The organism is Streptomyces sp. NPDC101393 (genome assembly GCF_044767385.1).
Lineage (GTDB): Bacteria > Actinomycetota > Actinomycetes > Streptomycetales > Streptomycetaceae > Streptomyces.
In genome coordinates this window covers 708339-725055 of the sequence record NZ_JBIWNU010000005.1, presented here as the reverse complement: position 1 = coordinate 725055, position 16717 = coordinate 708339, and the positions used below count along the sequence as shown (strand labels likewise).

The following is a 16717-nucleotide window of genomic DNA, read 5'->3' as shown; positions in this document are numbered from 1 at the left end:
TGACCGTCATGATGGAGTACGTCGTCGGCGATGACGGATGAGTCCGCGACCATGGGCGGTCCGGCAGTCATGCGGTTGGGGAGGTGCAGTGGCGGCGTACGACTGTGACGTGCTGGTGATCGGTGCCGGCATCGTCGGTCTTTCCACGGCCCGTGCGATCACGCAAGCCGCGCCAGGCACCCGTGTCGTGGTGCTGGAGAAGGAGCCGGGACCGGCCCGCCATCAGACCGGGCGCAACAGCGGAGTGATCCACAGCGGCATCTATTACCCACCCGGATCGCTCAAGGCCCGCTTCGCCCTCCAGGGGTCCGCGGAAATGGTCAAGTTCTGCGCCGAACACGACATCCCGCACGAAGTCACCGGCAAGCTGATCGTCGCCACCGACCGCCGTGAGCTGCCCCGGCTGCACGGCCTGATCCAGCGCGGCCGCGAACACGGCCTGCCGGTCCGCGAGCTGGGTCCCGCCCAGATAGCCGAGTACGAGCCCGAGGTGCGCGGCCTGGCCGCCATCCATGTCGGCACGACCGGCGTCTGCGATTTCGCCGCGGTCGCCCGCAGCTTCGCCCGCCTCGCCACGGACGCCGGCGCCGTGATCGCCTACGGCTCCGAGGTGACCGCCATCGGCCGCCGCCCCGGCCGCGTCGCGGTCCGTACGGCCGACGGCACGGTCTATCGCGCCCGCGCGCTGGTCAACTGCGCCGGTCTGCACTGCGACCGGATCGCCCGCCTGGCCGGCGACCCGCCCGGTATGCGGATCGTGCCGTTCCGCGGCGAGTACTTCACCCTGGCCCCCGAGCGCGCCGCTCTCGTCCGCGGCCTGGTCTACCCGGTCCCGGACCCGTCGTTCCCGTTCCTCGGCGTGCACCTCACCCGCGGCATCGACGGCGCCGTCCACATCGGCCCCAACGCCGTCCCCGCCCTGGCCCGCGAGGGCTACGACTGGCGCACGGTCCGCCCCACCGAGCTGGCCGGCACCCTGGCCTTCCCCGGTTCCTGGCGGATAGCCCGCCGCCACTGGCGCTACGGCGCCGGTGAACTCCACCGCTCACTCTCCCGGCAGGCCTTCACCGAAGCGGTCCGCCGTCTCCTCCCGGCCGCCCGCGAGGACGACCTCGTTCCGTCCCCGGCCGGCGTCCGCGCCCAGGCCGTCCTCCCCGACGGCACCCTCGTCGACGACTTCCTCTTCGCCGAGTCCCCCGGCATCATCCACGTCCTCAACGCCCCGTCCCCCGCGGCCACGGCCTCCCTCCCCATCGGCCGGGAGGTGGCGCGGCGGGTGCTGGGGGTGGTGGGGTGAGACCTCCCGCGACGGTCCTCGGCGCCCGCCGTCCGTAGAATCGACGCACTGTGTCCGAGAATCCCGTCACCCCCGAAGCCGCCCGCCCCGACCCCGACGTCGACGCTCCGGTGGGCACCGCACCGCACGCTGCCTCCGTGGCGGCTGCCGCCCGCCGCCGCACCGAGCCGATGTTCCCCGACGGGACCGGCCCCGCCGCCGACCCCGCCGGGTCGCATCACGAGCGCCGTATCCGCTCCTTCCAGCCCCGTCGCAGCCGTGTCTCGCCCAGTCAGGCCGACGCGCTGCGCCGCCTCTGGCCGAAGTGGGGCCTGGACATCGACGGTCTCTCCCGGCTCGACCTCGACGCGTTCTTCGACGGTCTGCCGGTCGTGCTGGAGATCGGCTTCGGCATGGGTGAGGCCACCGCGCAGATGGCCGCCGCCGACCCGGACACCGGCATTCTCGGCTGCGACGTGCACACCCCCGGCCAGGGCAACCTCCTCGGTCTCGCGGAGCGGAACGGCCTGTCCAACATTCGGGTGGCCAACGGCGACGCGATCATCCTGCTGCGCGAGATGCTCGCGCCCGCCTCGCTCGCCGGGCTGCGCGTCTATTTCCCCGACCCCTGGCCGAAGAAGCGCCACCACAAGCGCCGCCTGATCCAGCCGGAGTTCCTCACCCTGGTGACGACCCGGCTCGCGCCCGGCGCCCTCGTGCACTGCGCGACCGACTGGGAGCCGTACGCCGAGCAGATGCTGGAGGTGCTCTCCGCGGAGCCGACGCTGGAGAATCTGCACGACGGGTACGCGCCCCGGCCGGACTTCCGCCCGCTGACCAGGTTCGAGGGCCAGGGCCTGGACAAGGGGCACGTCGTCCACGACCTCCTCTTCCGCCGCCGCGCCACGTAACGACCGCGCGCACGGGCGGACACTCGCCCCAGCGCGCGCACGGGCGGGCGGGCCCAGGAGATCGCGTCACGCCGAGGGATCTCCTCGTTCATCTCCTCGTTCCTCGCCTCGTTCATCGACCCGTTCCTCGCCGACCGCGCGCCTCGTTAGGGTCGATGGGTGTATCCGTCCGACCGCCCGTCCCCCTCCCCGTCCCCGTCACCCCCGCCCCTCCCCGCGTACGCGCCCGATCCCGCGCTGCACACCCGGGTCGGCGGCGTGGGCGGCGGTAGCTGCGTCCGCCGGCACCGCCCGGCGCCCTGGCACAGCACTACGGTCCGGGCGATCGCCGTGATCTCCCTGCTCGCCCTCTCCGGCGTCATCATCATCGGGATCGTGCGCCGCGAAACCGGCACCGAGGGCTTCCTGGTCGGCCTAGGCCTCGCCGTCTTCCCCGTCCCGCTGCTCATCGCGGCCTTCTGCTGGCTCGACCGAATAGAACCCGAGCCCTGGCGCAACCTCGCGTTCGCCTTCGCCTGGGGCGCCTGCGCCGCCACCCTCGTCGCGATACTGGCCAACGGCCTCGCCACCGACTGGCTGGCCGCCAACCTCGCCTCCGTGTCGCCGTCCGACGCCGAGACCTGGGGCGCGACCGTCGTCGCCCCCGTGGTGGAGGAATCGGTCAAGGCCGCCGCCGTCCTGCTCCTCTACCGCTTCCGCCGACGGGACTTCGACGGCATCACGGACGGCATCGTCATCGCCGGCATCGCCGCCACCGGCTTCGCCTTCACCGAGAACATCCTCTATCTGGGCAACGCCTTCGGGCAGGACCGGTCCCTGGGCCACTTCGGCCTCGACTCCCTCACCGCCGGCACCTTCTTCCTCCGCATCATCATTTCCCCCTTCGCCCACCCCCTCTTCACGATCCTCACCGGCATCGCGTGCGGCGCCGCCGCCACCCGCTACCCCCGCCGCCACGCAGCCCGGATCGCCCTCGTCCTCCTGGGCCTGCTCACCGCCGTACTCCTGCACGCCATCTGGAACGCCGCCTCGTCCCTCGGCGACGACGGCTTCCTCACCGTCTACGGCCTCCTCATGGTCCCCGTCTTCCTCACGGTCACCGGGCTGGCCATCTGGACCCGCCACCAGGAACTCCAGTCCCTGCGCGGCTACCTCGCCCCGTACATCACCGCCGGCTGGCTCACCCCCACCGAACCCACCGCCCTCTCCTCCCTCAGAACCCGCGCCCTGGCCCGCGACCTGGCCCACCAGAGCCACGGTCCCACCGCCGCCCGCGCCGTCACCGAATACACCGCCCTCGCCACCGCCCTCTCCTTCCACCGCCGCCGCGCCCACCTGACCGGCCCCGGACCGGACTTCACCACCCGGGAACAGCAACTGCTGCTGGCCCTGTGGCACCACCGGGAGTGGGGACGGGCGGCGCTGGAGGGGGCGTGGGCGAGCAGGTTCGGGGCAGCGGTCCCACCACAGCCGACGTCCCCGGCATCTCCTCCGGGCGACCGGAACCACTGAGCGCTCCTGGCCCGCCGGCACAATGGCCCTGTGCCCGCCACGCCCTCGTCCCCCGGCGTCTCCGCTCGCATGAGCCTCCAGGCCCGTCGGGACACCGGACCCGAGATGGCCGTACGACGTCTGCTGTACGCGTCCGGTCTCCGGTATCGACTGCAACGCCGCGTGCCCGGCTACCCCCGCCGCACCATCGACATCGCCTTCCCCGGACGCAAGATCGCGATCTTCCTCGACGGTTGCTTCTGGCACGGCTGCCCCGAACACGCCACCCGTCCCAAGGCCAACGCCGACTGGTGGCGCAAGAAGCTCGACGGCAATATCGCCCGTGACCGTGAGACGACCGAGCATCTCGTGGAGGAAGGCTGGACGGTTCTGCGCTTCTGGGAACACGAGGACCCGGCGACGGTCGCCGGGCGGGTGACGGACGAGGTCGCCGCCGTACAGCGGCGCCGTCGCTGAACACCCGGGGTGCGGCTTTCGGGCATCGGGCTCCCGCTGTCCTGATCGGGCTCGCGCGGCAGGGTCCTGATCGGGCCTGTGCGGCAGGGTGGCCTTGTTCTTCGCGGCCCATCCCGTGAAGAGCGCGTCCGCGGATGTCTTCAGTGCGCCCTCCCCCACCCCACACGTCGCCGATCGCGTCTCGCTCTCCCCGGACGGCCGCGCCGATCCGCCGATGGGGCCCGCGCGTAGGCTCGGTGACGGTCTTTGTCCGCGATGTGGAGGTTTCCGAGATGGTCGGCGTACCGGCAGGTGTGGTGGCGGCAGGCGGGCTGGTGGCCGGTTACGGCGTCGCCCGTTGGACGAAGAAGCGGCCGTTGGGTGGGGTGGCGCTTGCGGCGGCCGGGGCCGTGGCGGCGCGGGGGTGGCAGCGGAAGGCCGGTGGGGCTGCGGCGGCCGCGCTCAGTGGGGCCTACGTGGCGGCGTTCGCCGGGTCGCATCCGTTGGCGAAGAAGATCGGGGCGTGGCCCTCGGTGTGCGCGGTGGCCGGTGGGGTGGCGCTCGCCTCCTGGGTGGCGGTCGACCGCCGGCCGTAGGGGCGGGTCGGGGGCCGGGCCGCGTGGACCCGACCCCCGGTTGGTGCCCGCACGTGTGGCGGGTCCGCAGGTGTGGCGTGCCCGCAGGTCTGGCGCGCCCCCCGGCGTGCCCACCATCGTGGCGTGCCCGCCGGCGTCGCGTGCCCGTACGTGCAGAGTGGGCGGCAGGTTGCTACGCGGATGCCTCGTTCAGCAGCGTGAGTTCGGCCTCGGTGAGGGTGAGGTCCGCGACGGCGAGGAGGGACGGGAGCTGGGCGGCCGTGCGGGCGCTGGCGATCGGGGCGATGACCGTGGGGCGGGCCGCGAGCCAGGCGAGGGCGACGGTGGCGAGTTCGGCGGCGTGGGCCTGCGCCACCTCGTCGAGGGCCGCGAGGACCCGCGGGCCGCGGTCGGTGGCCAAGTACTCGCCGGCCTTCGACGAGCGGGCGCTGTCGACGGCCGTTCCCGGGCGGTACTTGCCGGTCAGGAAGCCGGAGGCGAGGGCGTAGTACGGGACCGCGGCCACACCGTTGCGGGCAGCCACGTCGGCGAGTTCGCCTTCGTAGGTGTCGCGGGAGACCAGGTTGTAGTGCGGCTGGAGGGCGACATAGCGGGCCAGGCCCTCGCGGCGGGAGAAGTCCAGGGACTCGCTCAGGCGCGCGGCGGAGATGTTGGAGGCCGCGATCTCGCGGACCTTGCCGGCCCGGACGAGGTCGTCGAGGGCGGTGAGGAACTCCGGGACCTCGACCGACTCGTCGTCGTAGTGGGTGTAGTAGAGGTCGATGTGGTCGGTGCGCAGGCGCGCGAGCGACGCGTCGACGCCGGCCTTGATCGTGGCGGCGGAGAGGCCCTTGAAGTCCGGGTGGGCGCCGACCTTGGTGGCGATGACGATGTCGTCGCGATTGCCGCGCGCGGCCAGCCAGTTGCCGATGACGGTCTCGGATTCGCCGCCCTTGTTGCCCGGCACCCAGGCGGAGTAGACGTCGGCGGTGTCGATGAAGTTGCCGCCGCCGGCCACATACGCGTCGAGTACGGCGAAGGACTCCGCCTCGTCGGCCGTCCAGCCGAAGACGTTGCCGCCGAGGGACAGCGGCGAGACGGAGAGCGAGCCGAGCGGCTTGCGGGCGGTGCCGGAGGGGCTTGCGCTTCCGGGGATGCCGGAGCTTCCGGAAGGCGTGGCCGGGCCGGTGGAGTGTGTGGCGGTCATGCGTGGTTGCAGCGTCGGGGCGGAGGGAGATATTCCCCCGCCGCCCCCAACACCGCACATGACAGCGGTCGTCCCGGGCCAGTCGGCATCAGACGTTGACCCGTGAGTGTCAGACCTCGGCCCCCGGGCGTCAGGCGCTGACCCGTCGGTGTCAGACGTTGACCCGCGGGCGTCAGACGCTGCCCCATCGGTGCCAGGCATCGACCCCGAGGCCGTCAGACGCTGACACCCGTCGGTGTCAGACATCGTCCCCGGGACCGTCAGACATCGCCTCCGAGTCCGTCAGACGTTGACCCCGTGGTCGCGCAGCCACGGCATCGGGTCGATCGGGTCGCCGGACGCCGGGCGGACCTCCAGGTGGAGATGCGGGCCGGTGACGTTGCCGGTGGCGCCGACGCGGGCGATGACGTCGCCGGTGTTGACCTTGCCGGAGGTCTTCACCATGGAGGACAGGTGGCAGAACCAGAGTTCGGTGCCGTCGTCCAGGGTGAGGACGACGCGGTAGCCGTACGAGCCGGCCCAGCCCGCCTGTGTGATGGTGCCGGAGTGCACCGCCTTGACGGGGGTGCCGGTGGGTGCGGCGAAGTCCTGCCCCGTGTGGTCCGCCGACCAGCGGTCGCCGGCCTGGCCGAAACTCGCGGTGAGGGTGTACGAGGAGACGGGCGCGAGGAAGCTCTTCGCCAATTCGGCGAGGCGCTCGGCCTCCGCCTTCTCGCGGGCTGCTTCCTCGGCCTTGCGCTTGGCTTCCACCTCGGCCGCCTTCTTGCGGGCCGCGTCCTGCTCGGCCTGCTGATGATTCGCGGCCGCGTCCTGCTCGGCCTGCTTGATGGCGGCCGCTTCCGCGGCCTCGCGCGCTTCTTGTTCGGCGGCGCCCTGCTGCGCGTCGGCCTGCTGCAGGATGCGGTGGCGCAGCGCCTCGCCGGCGTCCTTGCCCCCTGCGGCCTCGTCCTGGCTGAGGCCGGCCCGGGAGAGCGGGCCGGCGGCGGCAGGTGACGCAGCGGTGGCGGAGTCGGGGCCTGCGGCGGCAGCGGTGCCGGAGCCGGGCTCGGCGTCCGTACCCGAATCCGGGCCGGCGTCGGAGTCGGCCTCCGAGTCGGAGTCGGATATGAGGGTGCCGATTCCGGGGAGGGACGCGGCGTCCGGCATCTTGTCGGCCAGGTCGTCGGCCATTCCGCCGAGGTCCGGCATCGAGATCGGGGCCGGCGGGCGGTCCTCGGCCGTCGCCATTCCGCCGGCGCCGACCGCCGCGATGACGCCGACGCCCAGGACCGTGCCGCTGCGGGCGAGTCCGCCGCGCTGCTTGATCACCTTGTGCTTGCCGCGGACGGGGCGGAGGGACTCCTCGGTGGGATTCCACTCCCCCAGCGACCCGCCGTCAGCACCCTCGTCATTGCCATTGCCCGTGGCGACATCGTCGTCATGGAGGCCGAGGCCGGGTGCGGCGCCGTGGAAGGAGGCGTTGAAGGGGCCTCGGTCATCGAGGTCGTAGCCGGACGGAGCCTCGGGGGCAGGCCTGTTGGACGCCACGGGGGCGCACTCCTTTCCTTCCTTCACGCCTACCGGGTTAGCTGACGGGTTCGGAGCAGGAAGGTCTCCTACGGGCGCCTCCGGCGAGAGGCGTCCGATTCACCCCAAGGTGGTGGTTCCCCGGTTCCCTTGGCGCAGTTCCCAGAAGGTGCAGACATCCATGAGCTGTCTGACGTGCACGAGTGGCGTGACGCAGACGGGTGGCGTGACGAATGACGTGGAGAGTGACCTGTGGTGCGGGAAGTGCGCATGCGGGATTCGGCGTTGGCCGCGCGGTGCCGCCACTTGCGACGGCTGGGACGACCGCGCTGCGTTATCGGACAGTAATAGAGATGGCATCCGAATTCCAAGCGTTCCCGCGAAACAACAGGTATTGCGCACAAGCTTTGGCGTGGACTTATGCGCCCACTGGCACGCCAAACCGGGCGAGTTGGCCGCGGCTCGCCAAACGGCCCCGCGGCGATTGTGCATGAGTCGTTATGCGGAGGGGTGCCCATCAATTACGGAGAGTGAGAGCAGTAACGTCGGATCATGGTCGTCAACGTCGTCAACGTGGTCACCAACGCGCAGGCAGTGGCGGATCGGTACGCGGAGTTCTCCTGGTGGCAGGCGCGCGGGCGCTCTCCCGCCCACGAGGAGCTGACCGCACGCATCAGCCAGGACGCCGAGTACTGCGACCTGCTGTCCGGGGCGCTGCCCGTTGGTGACAAGCAGCAGCCGGACCTCCTCCTGGCCGCCGTCCGCTATCTCGACGGCCCGCACGCCGAGCAGGGGCCGCACGGCGAGGCCGCGTACGGACGCTGGCGCGAGTGGACGATCCGGCACTGGGACGAGGTCCGCGCGGTGATCATGCGGCGCTCCGCCCGTACCGACGAACCGGCCCGCTGCGCCACCCTGCTGCCGCTGCTCGCCCGGCTGCCGCAGCCGCTCGCGCTGCTGGAGATCGGCACCTCGGCGGGGCTGTGCCTGCACCCCGACCGTTACCGCTACCGCCACCACGATCGCTCTTCGGCCGGGTACGACGACGGGGTGATCAGCGGTGCCCCGCAGAGCCCGGTGACGTTCGCCTGCCGTACGAACGGGGAGCCGGCAGGAGCGGTCCGGGCGCCTGCCGGGACGGCTGGGGCAACGGCGCTCGGGACGGCTGCCGAGGCGGCCGTCGAGGAGGCGGGGAGACCCTTCGCCGCCCCCGAGGTCGTCTGGCGCGCGGGTATCGGCCCCGACCCGCTCGACCCGGTCGCCGACGCCGACGATCTCCGCTGGCTGCAGGCCCTCGTCTGGCCGGGCGACGGCGAGCGCGCGGCCCGGCTCGCGGCGGCCGTCGAAGCGGTACGGCCGTTCCCCCGCCCCCGCATCCGGCGCGGCGACCCGGTCGACGAGCTGCCCGCGCTCGCCGCCGAGGCGCCGCCCGAGGCGACGCTCGTCGTCTTCCACACCACCGCGCTGGGCTCCCTTCCGCCCGCCCGCCGCGAGGAGTTCGCCCGCGTCGTACGGTCCCTGCTCGCCGCGCGGCCCAGCCCCGGGCACTGGATCTCCCACGAGCACCACACCGTGCTGCCGTGGATCACCGCGCCGGCGCACCGGTCCCTGCGGCCGGAGGACAGCCACCTGCTGACCCTCGCCCTGGACGAGCACCCGGTCGCGCTCACGGGCCGGTACAGCGAAGCCGGCCGAGCCGACGCGTACGGCCGGGACGGCCGGTTCGGCCAGGAAGGCGGAGACAGCCCGCACGGCGAATACGGCCAATACGGCCAATACGGCCAATACGGCCAGACCCTGTACTGGCTCCAGGAGGAGAAGAGCGCAGGCGCGGCGGACCGGAGCGAGGACCGGACCGCTCAGCTCGACGACTAGGACCTGAGCCGAGATGCCAGGCCCTGGAACGACGTCCCGGATCCGGCCTGCCCTCAGCCACCCAACGGCCGCTGGACCGCCAGCAGCGCCATATCGTCGACCGGGAGCCCGCCCGTATGCCGCGCCACATCGGCGGAGAGGGTGTCCAGGAGGTCGTCGGGCCCCGCGAAGTGCCGTCCGCGCAGCCGGGCCTGCGGGTCGTAGAACCGGCCCGCCAGATCGCGGGCCTCGGTCACCCCGTCCGTGAACAGCAACAGCAGGGATCCGGCGGGGAAGAACGTCTCGTCCGCCCGGTCCGGCCACCCCGCCACGTCGCTCAGCCCCAGCGGCAGGGCGGGCGATACAGGAGCCAGCTCACGGAGGCCGCCGTCCGGCGCGAGCAGCAGCGGCGCCGGGTGGCCGCGGTTGAGGACGCGCAGCACGGAGTGTTCCTTGGAGGGAATCTCGGCCAGTACGGCCGTGGTGAACCCCTCGAACCGGTCGAGCCCTTCGCGCCGCCCGCCCTCCCGTTGGAGGGCCCTCTCCAGCCGGCCCGCCACCGCCTCCAGCGTCGCCTCCTGCTCCGCCGCCTCGCGGAAGGCGCCGATGACGATCACCGCGGCCTCGACCGCCTCCAGGCCCTTGCCCCGTACGTCGCCGACGATCAGCCGTACGCCGTGCGGGGTGTCCTGCACCGCGTAGAGATCGCCGCCGATCTGCGCGTCCACCCGCGCGCCCACGTAACGGGCGGCGATGCACAGCCCCGCGAGCCGGTCGGGCGGCAGCGGCAGCACGGCTCGCTGGGCGGCCTCCGAGACATCCCGCACCGATGCCAGCCGGGCGTCGCTCCTCCGCACGACCCGGTTGATGCCGAGCGACAGCACGGCGACGACGAAGACCGTGAGGACCTCGGTGATCGACTCCCGCTGGTCCTGGGAGCTGTGATAGCTCGCGACCAGGACCTCGCCGGCCAGCGCGGCGAGCGCCGTGAAGGCGGTACCCCGCAGCGAGTAGAGGGGCGCGGCGACCAGAGGGGCCGCGGAGAAGAACGGAGCGGCGGTATAGCGGCTCGGCGTCGTGACGTCGAAGAAAAAGCCGCCGACCACCAGGATGGCGGGGAGCCAGCGGGCCAGGCGGCGACCGAACGGCGACATCCGGTCGCGGCGCGCACGCCGCTCCCCGTCGCCCGCGCGGTTACTCCCGCCTCGAAGCATCCGCACCGGCCTCTTCCCACTCCCGCCCCTCGCGCACTCGACCACCCAAGGCTTTCCGCTGCGCGGTCGGGCGGCGAATCCTCGGGGTCCGGTCGGGTCATGAGAAAGGCGGGCCCCCGTCGCCCGCCCGCCCCGGCATCGGCGTTCCGCTGCCTGAGCGCAGGCGATGCAGCGGGCCGGCCGCGGGGGCTCGTGGTTCCGGGGGGCGCTGTGCGGCGGCACGACCCACGCCGAGTGTCAGGGGGCGGTGGACTGCCCCGGGCCGGCGGCGGGTCGGCGCAAGGATTCGTTGAGCCGCTGGGCCTCTTCGAGCTGGTCTTCGAGGATGACGATGCGACAGGCGGCGTCGATCGGCGTGCCCTGGTCGACGAGCTCGCGGGCGCGGGCCGCGATGCGCAGCTGGTAGCGGGAGTAGCGGCGGTGGCCGCCTTCGGAGCGCAAGGGAACGATGAGCCGGGCTTCGCCGACTGCCCGCAGGAAGGCGGGCGTGGTGCCGATCATCTCCGCCGCCCGGCCCATGGTGTACGCGGGGTAGTCGTCGTCATCGAACTTGTCGGTGGTGTGCGGGGGAGTCTCTGCGGTCATCGAACCTCTTCATAGGACGCGTCGAGGGGCCCTGATGCCGTGCGGCACCAGGGCCCCGAGGGGTGTCAACACCATCTGCCGGCGCTGAGCGCCGACCGTCTCTTGTCGCATGCGCGCCCGAGGGGGCGGGGATGCGCGGATCGCAGCTGCGTGACCGGGGACCACCTTCCAATCCAGGGCCTGCGGTACCCGAGCGGACGTGTCCTCGCTCGGGCGATCCTGATGGTGCTTGTACTCCTCTTCCTTCTCTTCCGGTTGATCTCTGTCGTGCAGTCACGCTCGGCGGCCCTCGGGCCGCCCGGCCCGGCAGCCAGCCGCGGGGCCCCTGCACATCCTGGCTCCGCCACTCCACTGCCGCGCCTGTCGTGTTCGCGGCACTTCCCGCTCTGCCGCGACGCACTGACTTCGTTGGCTACGAGAGAAACGGTAGCCACGTGAACGACGAATGTCTACTGCGTCCACCATAGATTTGCGGGGCCTCCGGCAACAGGGCCGGCCCGCCCCGCACCCTCCGGCGGCCACCCGCCGCACGGGCCGCGCCCCCCTGGGCCCGGCATGGCGGGCCACGGCCCGGCCTGGCGCCTCCACGCCCTGCTCCACCCGGCCACGCCGCCACGGCTGCCGCCGCTCCGGCTCGCCGCCGACCCTGCGGAGCGGCAGCGGCGAGCCGGAGCCGCGGCACATTCCCCGGCCGTACAGGTGCGGGCGGCGATGCCAAATATCTAATGCCGCAACGATAGAAATGAATACCGTGGCGGCAAGGGTTTTTTGTGCTCCCGAAATGCCGGGGATGGTGTGCCGTGCGGAGCCTTCGGTGCCGTGCTACCGTCGCTCTCAGTTGCAGTTGTGGTTCCCAAGACTTGCAAGCGGGCTCGCCGGTATATGCGGCGGGAACGCTTTCGTATTTCCGGTGTTTATCTCCGGACGGGTGATCAACGCAGCGATTGCGGAGTCCGCACGGTGCGGGCTCCGGGCACTGCCCCGAAGGAGATATGACATGGCTACTGGCACCGTGAAGTGGTTCAACTCGGAAAAGGGCTTCGGCTTCATCGAGCAGGACGGTGGCGGCGCTGACGTCTTCGCCCACTACTCGAACATCTCTGCCCAGGGCTTCCGTGAGCTTCAGGAAGGCCAGAAGGTGACCTTCGACGTCACCCAGGGCCAGAAGGGCCCGCAGGCCGAGAACATCGTTCCCGCCTGACGCTGACGCGTACACCGAGCTGGGGCCCGCACCTTGGGGTGCGGGCCCCAGCTCGTTCTTTTGCACGATTCCCTGGTGCGCGCGATGACCGCACCAGCGGCACGGGGCAGCCTGTTCCTGCCCATTCGCCATGGCCGCGGCGAGCCTGCAAATCCAGCGGCTCCATGACCCGGCAGCGATATCGCCTTTCTCAGTGGCGTTATCGCCCTCTCTTCGGCGTGCACGGCTGACATATTCCCGGCCCGCTTTGTTCCATTTCTTTTCATCGGTTCGTTCTTGCGATTCTTCGTGCGGCTCGTTGCTGCCGGGAATTCCTCGGCGTACCGCATCGAGGAAGGCACTCCCATGAACCGCACCGCTCGCACGAATGACCGTTACTCACGCTCATCCGGCTCGTCCGGCTCCGGCCGCGGCGGCTACCGCTCCGGCACACCGAACCGCTCCGGTGGCGGCCGCTCCGGCAACGGCGGACGGCGTCCCGCGGCGCTGCAGGGGGAGTTCGCCCTGCCCGTCACCCACACCCCCGCCCTGCCCCCGGCCGAGAAATTCGCCGAGCTGGACATGCCGTCGGAGCTGCTGGCAGCCCTCACCGCGGAAGGCGTGACCGCGCCGTTCCCCATTCAGGCCGCGACGCTGCCCAACTCCCTCGCGGGCCGCGACGTCCTGGGACGCGGCCGCACCGGCTCCGGCAAGACCCTCGCCTTCGGCCTGGCGCTGCTGGCCCGTACGGCCGGACAGCGTGCCGAGCCGCGCCAGCCGCTGGCCCTGGTCCTGGTCCCCACCCGTGAGCTGGCCCAGCAGGTCACCGACGCGCTCACCCCGTACGCACGGTCGCTGAGGCTGCGGCTGACGACCGTCGTCGGCGGGATGTCGATCGGCCGCCAGTCCAGTGCGCTGCGTGGCGGCGTCGAAGTCGTCATCGCGACGCCGGGGCGGCTCAAGGACCTCATCGAGCGCGGCGACTGCCGCCTCGGCCAGGTCGCCGTCACCGTGCTGGACGAGGCCGACCAGATGGCCGACATGGGCTTCATGCCCCAGGTCACCGCCCTGCTCGACCAGGTCCGGCCGGAGGGGCAGCGGATGCTGTTCTCGGCCACCCTGGACCGTAACGTCGACCTGCTGGTCAGGCGCTACCTCACGGACCCGGTGGTCCACTCCGTCGACCCCTCGGCGGGCGCGGTCACCACGATGGAGCACCACCTCCTGCACGTGCACGGTGCCGACAAGCACGCCGCCACCACCGAGATCGCCGCCCGCGAGGGTCGCTCGATCATGTTCCTGGACACCAAGCACGCCGTCGACAACCTCACCAAGCACCTGCTGAACAGCGGTGTCCGCGCCGCGGCCCTGCACGGCGGCAAGTCACAGCCCCAGCGCACGCGCACGCTGGCCCAGTTCAAGACCGGTCATGTCACCGTCCTGGTGGCCACCAACGTCGCGGCACGCGGTATCCACGTGGACAACCTCGATCTGGTCGTCAACGTCGACCCGCCGAGCGACCACAAGGACTACCTGCACCGCGGCGGACGCACCGCTCGCGCCGGCGAGTCCGGCAGTGTCGTCACCCTCGTCCTGCCCAACCAGCGCCGCACCATGGACCGCCTGATGGCCGACGCGGGCATCACCCCGCAGTCCACCCAGGTCCGCTCGGGCGAGGCCGAACTCAGCCGGATCACCGGCGCCCAGGCCCCCTCCGGCATCCCGGTCACCATCACCGCACCCGTGGCCGATCGCCCCAAGCGCAGCGGCTCCTCCACCCGCGGTCGGCGCAGCCGCCCCGCCCAGGCCCGTCGTGCCGCCGGAGCGGCCCGCAGCACGACACCGACCACGACGCCGACCACGGCTACGAATCCGCGGCAGACCTCCGCGGGCGCGGCCGCCTAGCCAGGCCCTGCCCGGACGGTCAGGGCGGTCAGGGCGGTCAGGGCGGTCAGCGCCGGATCCCGCGTGGCAGCCAAAGGCACCACGTCCAACGCCGCAGGGCCCACGGGTCGGCGCGACAACACGATCGCAGCGCCGGCCCTCGCCCTGGCCTTGGCCGGCCTCATCGGCGCCGACGCCGACCGTCCTATCGCCCTCGTGGTCGTCCTCGTGGCCGCCCTCGTCCTCGTCCTCGTGGCCGCTCTCGTCCACGTCCTCCTGGTCGCTCTCGTCCACGTTTACGTCCGCTGATCCCTCCCGCCCGGGTCGGAGATCCCTTTCCGGCCCCTCCTCGATCCTGTAGAGGCCCCATGCGCTGCGTTATCGCCCGCTTCCCCTTCGACCTGCTGAAGACCGAGGTCCAGGAAGCGATGAAGGGCATCAAACCGGAACCCGTCACGGGGGAATCCGTGCTCATCGGCCGCCGCCATTACCCCGTGAAGCAGGTCGGGGAGATCATCACCAGGCAGGACCGCCGGGACTTCACCGCCGGCGAGGTGACCCGGGCCCTGAGCAGTCTCGGATTCGTGTGCCGCCCGGCCGCCGCGCTCACGCCACCGGCGGGTCTCACACCACTGGAGACGGCGTCGGCCCTGCTGGGGAACCCGGCCGGCGCCTGACCCCCGCTGTCGGCGGCTGACTGTCCGCAGCCGCCGAGTTCTCAGCGTCCGGTATCCCTCAGATCTCCTACCGGTACGGCGATACGCAGCCGGCAGCGGGAGTTGGCTGCCGTGGCCGCACGCGGAACGCAAGGCCGTGATCAGCCAAGCTCTCCGTCCACCACCTGCTTGCCACCACGGATCCCGCGATTTCTGGGCGACCCTCGGGGGCCGGCGAGCCTTGCGGTCAGTGGCATGCCACCCCTGGATTCCTCCCGGCCCCGCCAGTCCACTGCCGCGCCCTCTACTTGCCCTGCACGCACGGCAGTTGGCCCCCTTCCGCGCCTTTCGATCTCTTGGCCACGCGGGAGAAACTCACTCCCCAGGGCCATTTTTCCACCCTCTCCATGACAGCTTTTCTGTCATGGAGACATCCAAGCTCCTCTCGTCCACACCTGATGAAAACTCCACCGTGGGTCGCGTCGGGGTGTGGGATGCGAATGGCCGGGAACACTGCCTGCCATGGCAAACCGGCGCAACCGATCACAGGTGTGGTGAAGGCGCATGAACAGCACGAAGAGCATCGGCACTCCCCGTCCCGTACCGACCGTGGTGCGGGGCGAGACAGCGGACAGCGTTTCCCGGGCCCGCGAGGCGACCCGCGCGTTCACGGACAGCCTCACCCCGGCACCGGACCCCGACCGCGCCGACACCCTCCTCCTCGTGGTCTCCGAACTCGCCACCAACGCCCTGCGGCACGGCGGCGGCCGCTACGCCCTCCAGCTCTCGGCCGGTCCGGACACGCTGACCGCCGCCGTCAGCGACAGCAGCCCGGTGGCCCCGCGCGAACGCACGCCCGACCTCAACGACGGCAGCGGCGGCTTCGGCTGGCACATGGTCCGCCGCCTCACCAGCCGCCTGACCATCGCCCCGGGCCCCACAACCGGTCCCAGGGCCGGCAAGACCATCCACGCCCAACTCCCCCGGTAGCAGGGCCGGGCGCGGAGGACGGGTCCGTGGTGAGGACCCGGCGTTGGTGACCTCCACCGCGGGAAAGCGGCGCAGCGCCTCCAGGGGCTGCCGGACAGCGCCCGTTGGCAGAACTCCGGGGCTCGCGCGGCTCCCGCTCACGCATCGCTCACGACGTCGCTCAGGGCGTCTCTCATGCACGAGCCGGAAAGCAGACAGCGCCCCGGCCGGCCTGAGCCGAAGGGGCGCTGTCGTGCAGGTCAGAGGGACTCTCCTCGACCGATGCTGGTGGGCCATCAGGGGCTCGAACCCTGAACCAATGGATTAAAAGTCCACTGCTCTGCCAATTGAGCTAATGGCCCGCACCGAGCAGCATAGCCCGAGCATGCGCCGCAGCTCGAAGGCATAGGGCATCTACGGTCCCGACACTGCCCACGAGGGTGCCGCGCGGTCCGCCGAGGAGACCGGGCAGAGCCTGCCGCGGCGCCCAAACCACAGGGCCCGTACGGCACTTGTGTGTCGTACGGGCCCTGTGGCTACGTGCAGACGGAGCTACGCGGCGGCGTGGCTGCCGATCAGCTGCTCAGTCGATCAGCCGTTGCGCTTCCAGCGCGGCTTGTCGTCGCGGCGGCCGAAGGAACCGGTCGCCGTGCCGGAGCCGGAGCCACGGTGGTCGTCGCGACGGCCGTGCGGACGGTCGCTGCCGCCACCGGAGCGGAAGCCGCCGGAGGACGGACGGCCACCGGAGCGGTCGTCACGGTTGAACGGGCGGTCGCCGCCGCCGGAGCGGTAGCCGCCGGTGGCCGGACGGCCGCCGGAGCGGTCATCGCGGTTGAACGGGCGGGCCGGACGGTCGCCACGGTCACGGTTGAAGCCGCCACCGGAGCGGTTGTCGTCACGACGGTCGAAGGAACGGCCACCACCGGAACGGTCATCCCGACGGTCACGGTTGA

General features: G+C 71.8%; 15 protein-coding genes, 1 tRNA gene, 1 pseudogene and 1 riboswitch. Of the genes and pseudogenes, 11 read left to right on the top strand and 6 right to left on the bottom strand.

Going from position 1 to position 16717, the window contains the following annotated elements:
* The first annotated feature begins 88 nt into the window (after positions 1-88).
* From lhgO to ACIRQ7_RS19840, 5 genes are all read left to right on the top strand, one after another.
* Positions 89-1297, top strand: a complete 1209-nt coding sequence (gene lhgO, locus ACIRQ7_RS19860; protein ID WP_404263886.1) for an L-2-hydroxyglutarate oxidase — start codon at positions 89-91, stop codon at positions 1295-1297.
* Between the two features lie 50 nt (positions 1298-1347).
* Positions 1348-2187 carry a tRNA (guanosine(46)-N7)-methyltransferase TrmB gene (trmB, locus tag ACIRQ7_RS19855; protein WP_404263884.1) on the top strand — a complete coding sequence of 280 codons (840 nt, stop codon included), beginning with the start codon at positions 1348-1350 and terminating at the stop codon, positions 2185-2187.
* A 159-nt stretch (positions 2188-2346) separates the two neighbouring features.
* A complete protein-coding gene (locus ACIRQ7_RS19850; protein WP_404263882.1) occupies positions 2347-3699 on the top strand; it encodes a PrsW family intramembrane metalloprotease in 1353 nt (450 codons plus the stop codon).
* A 69-nt stretch (positions 3700-3768) separates the two neighbouring features.
* Positions 3769-4155, top strand: a complete 387-nt coding sequence (locus ACIRQ7_RS19845) for a very short patch repair endonuclease (protein ID WP_404263940.1) — start codon at positions 3769-3771, stop codon at positions 4153-4155.
* A 272-nt stretch (positions 4156-4427) separates the two neighbouring features.
* A complete protein-coding gene (locus ACIRQ7_RS19840; protein WP_401465839.1) occupies positions 4428-4730 on the top strand; it encodes a hypothetical protein in 303 nt (100 codons plus the stop codon).
* 172 nt (positions 4731-4902) lie between these two features.
* On the opposite strand, the gene ACIRQ7_RS19835 is transcribed toward ACIRQ7_RS19840, so the two are convergent.
* Together ACIRQ7_RS19835 and ACIRQ7_RS19830 are read right to left on the bottom strand one after the other, a co-directional pair.
* Positions 4903-5916 (bottom strand): aldo/keto reductase, encoded by a 1014-nt coding sequence (locus ACIRQ7_RS19835; RefSeq protein WP_404263880.1) that lies wholly within the window; start codon positions 5914-5916, stop codon positions 4903-4905.
* Positions 5917-6198: 282 nt separating this feature from the next.
* Positions 6199-7443, bottom strand: coding sequence for a M23 family metallopeptidase (locus ACIRQ7_RS19830; RefSeq protein ID WP_404263878.1), 1245 nt, complete (start codon positions 7441-7443; stop codon positions 6199-6201).
* A gap of 11 nt (positions 7444-7454) precedes the next feature.
* Positions 7455-7588: riboswitch (cyclic di-AMP (ydaO/yuaA leader) on the bottom strand.
* Between the two features lie 386 nt (positions 7589-7974).
* Here ACIRQ7_RS19830 and ACIRQ7_RS19825 point away from each other — a divergent pair.
* Positions 7975-9297 carry a DUF2332 family protein gene (locus tag ACIRQ7_RS19825; RefSeq protein WP_404263876.1) on the top strand — a complete coding sequence of 441 codons (1323 nt, stop codon included), beginning with the start codon at positions 7975-7977 and terminating at the stop codon, positions 9295-9297.
* 53 nt (positions 9298-9350) lie between these two features.
* Here the strand turns inward: ACIRQ7_RS19825 and ACIRQ7_RS19820 are convergent, their stop codons facing one another.
* Entirely contained in the window at positions 9351-10490 is a 1140-nt protein-coding gene (locus ACIRQ7_RS19820; protein ID WP_404263938.1) for a PP2C family protein-serine/threonine phosphatase, read from the bottom strand.
* A gap of 237 nt (positions 10491-10727) precedes the next feature.
* Positions 10728-11075, bottom strand: coding sequence for a helix-turn-helix domain-containing protein (locus ACIRQ7_RS19815; RefSeq protein ID WP_404263874.1), 348 nt, complete (start codon positions 11073-11075; stop codon positions 10728-10730).
* Positions 11076-12072: 997 nt separating this feature from the next.
* On the opposite strand from ACIRQ7_RS19815, the gene ACIRQ7_RS19810 reads away from it, so the two are divergent.
* From ACIRQ7_RS19810 to ACIRQ7_RS19790, 5 genes are all read left to right on the top strand, one after another.
* Entirely contained in the window at positions 12073-12276 is a 204-nt protein-coding gene (locus tag ACIRQ7_RS19810) for a cold-shock protein (protein ID WP_404263872.1), read from the top strand.
* A gap of 345 nt (positions 12277-12621) precedes the next feature.
* Positions 12622-14160 (top strand): DEAD/DEAH box helicase, encoded by a 1539-nt coding sequence (locus ACIRQ7_RS19805; protein WP_404263870.1) that lies wholly within the window; start codon positions 12622-12624, stop codon positions 14158-14160.
* Between the two features lie 63 nt (positions 14161-14223).
* On the top strand, positions 14224-14448 hold the full coding sequence (locus ACIRQ7_RS19800) for a hypothetical protein (protein ID WP_404263869.1): 225 nt from the start codon (positions 14224-14226) through the stop codon (positions 14446-14448).
* A gap of 59 nt (positions 14449-14507) precedes the next feature.
* The gene (locus ACIRQ7_RS19795) at positions 14508-14816 is read left to right on the top strand and encodes an SCO5918 family protein (protein WP_404263868.1); all 309 of its coding nucleotides are present in this window, start codon (positions 14508-14510) and stop codon (positions 14814-14816) included.
* Between the two features lie 543 nt (positions 14817-15359).
* Positions 15360-15785 carry an ATP-binding protein gene (locus tag ACIRQ7_RS19790; RefSeq protein WP_401463878.1) on the top strand — a complete coding sequence of 142 codons (426 nt, stop codon included), beginning with the start codon at positions 15360-15362 and terminating at the stop codon, positions 15783-15785.
* Positions 15786-16050: 265 nt separating this feature from the next.
* Here ACIRQ7_RS19790 and ACIRQ7_RS19785 read toward each other — a convergent pair.
* Both ACIRQ7_RS19785 and ACIRQ7_RS19780 read right to left on the bottom strand, forming a co-directional pair.
* Positions 16051-16126 (bottom strand) — tRNA-Lys (locus ACIRQ7_RS19785).
* A gap of 229 nt (positions 16127-16355) precedes the next feature.
* A pseudogene (locus ACIRQ7_RS19780) lies at positions 16356-16717 on the bottom strand (RNA helicase); the annotation flags it as partial.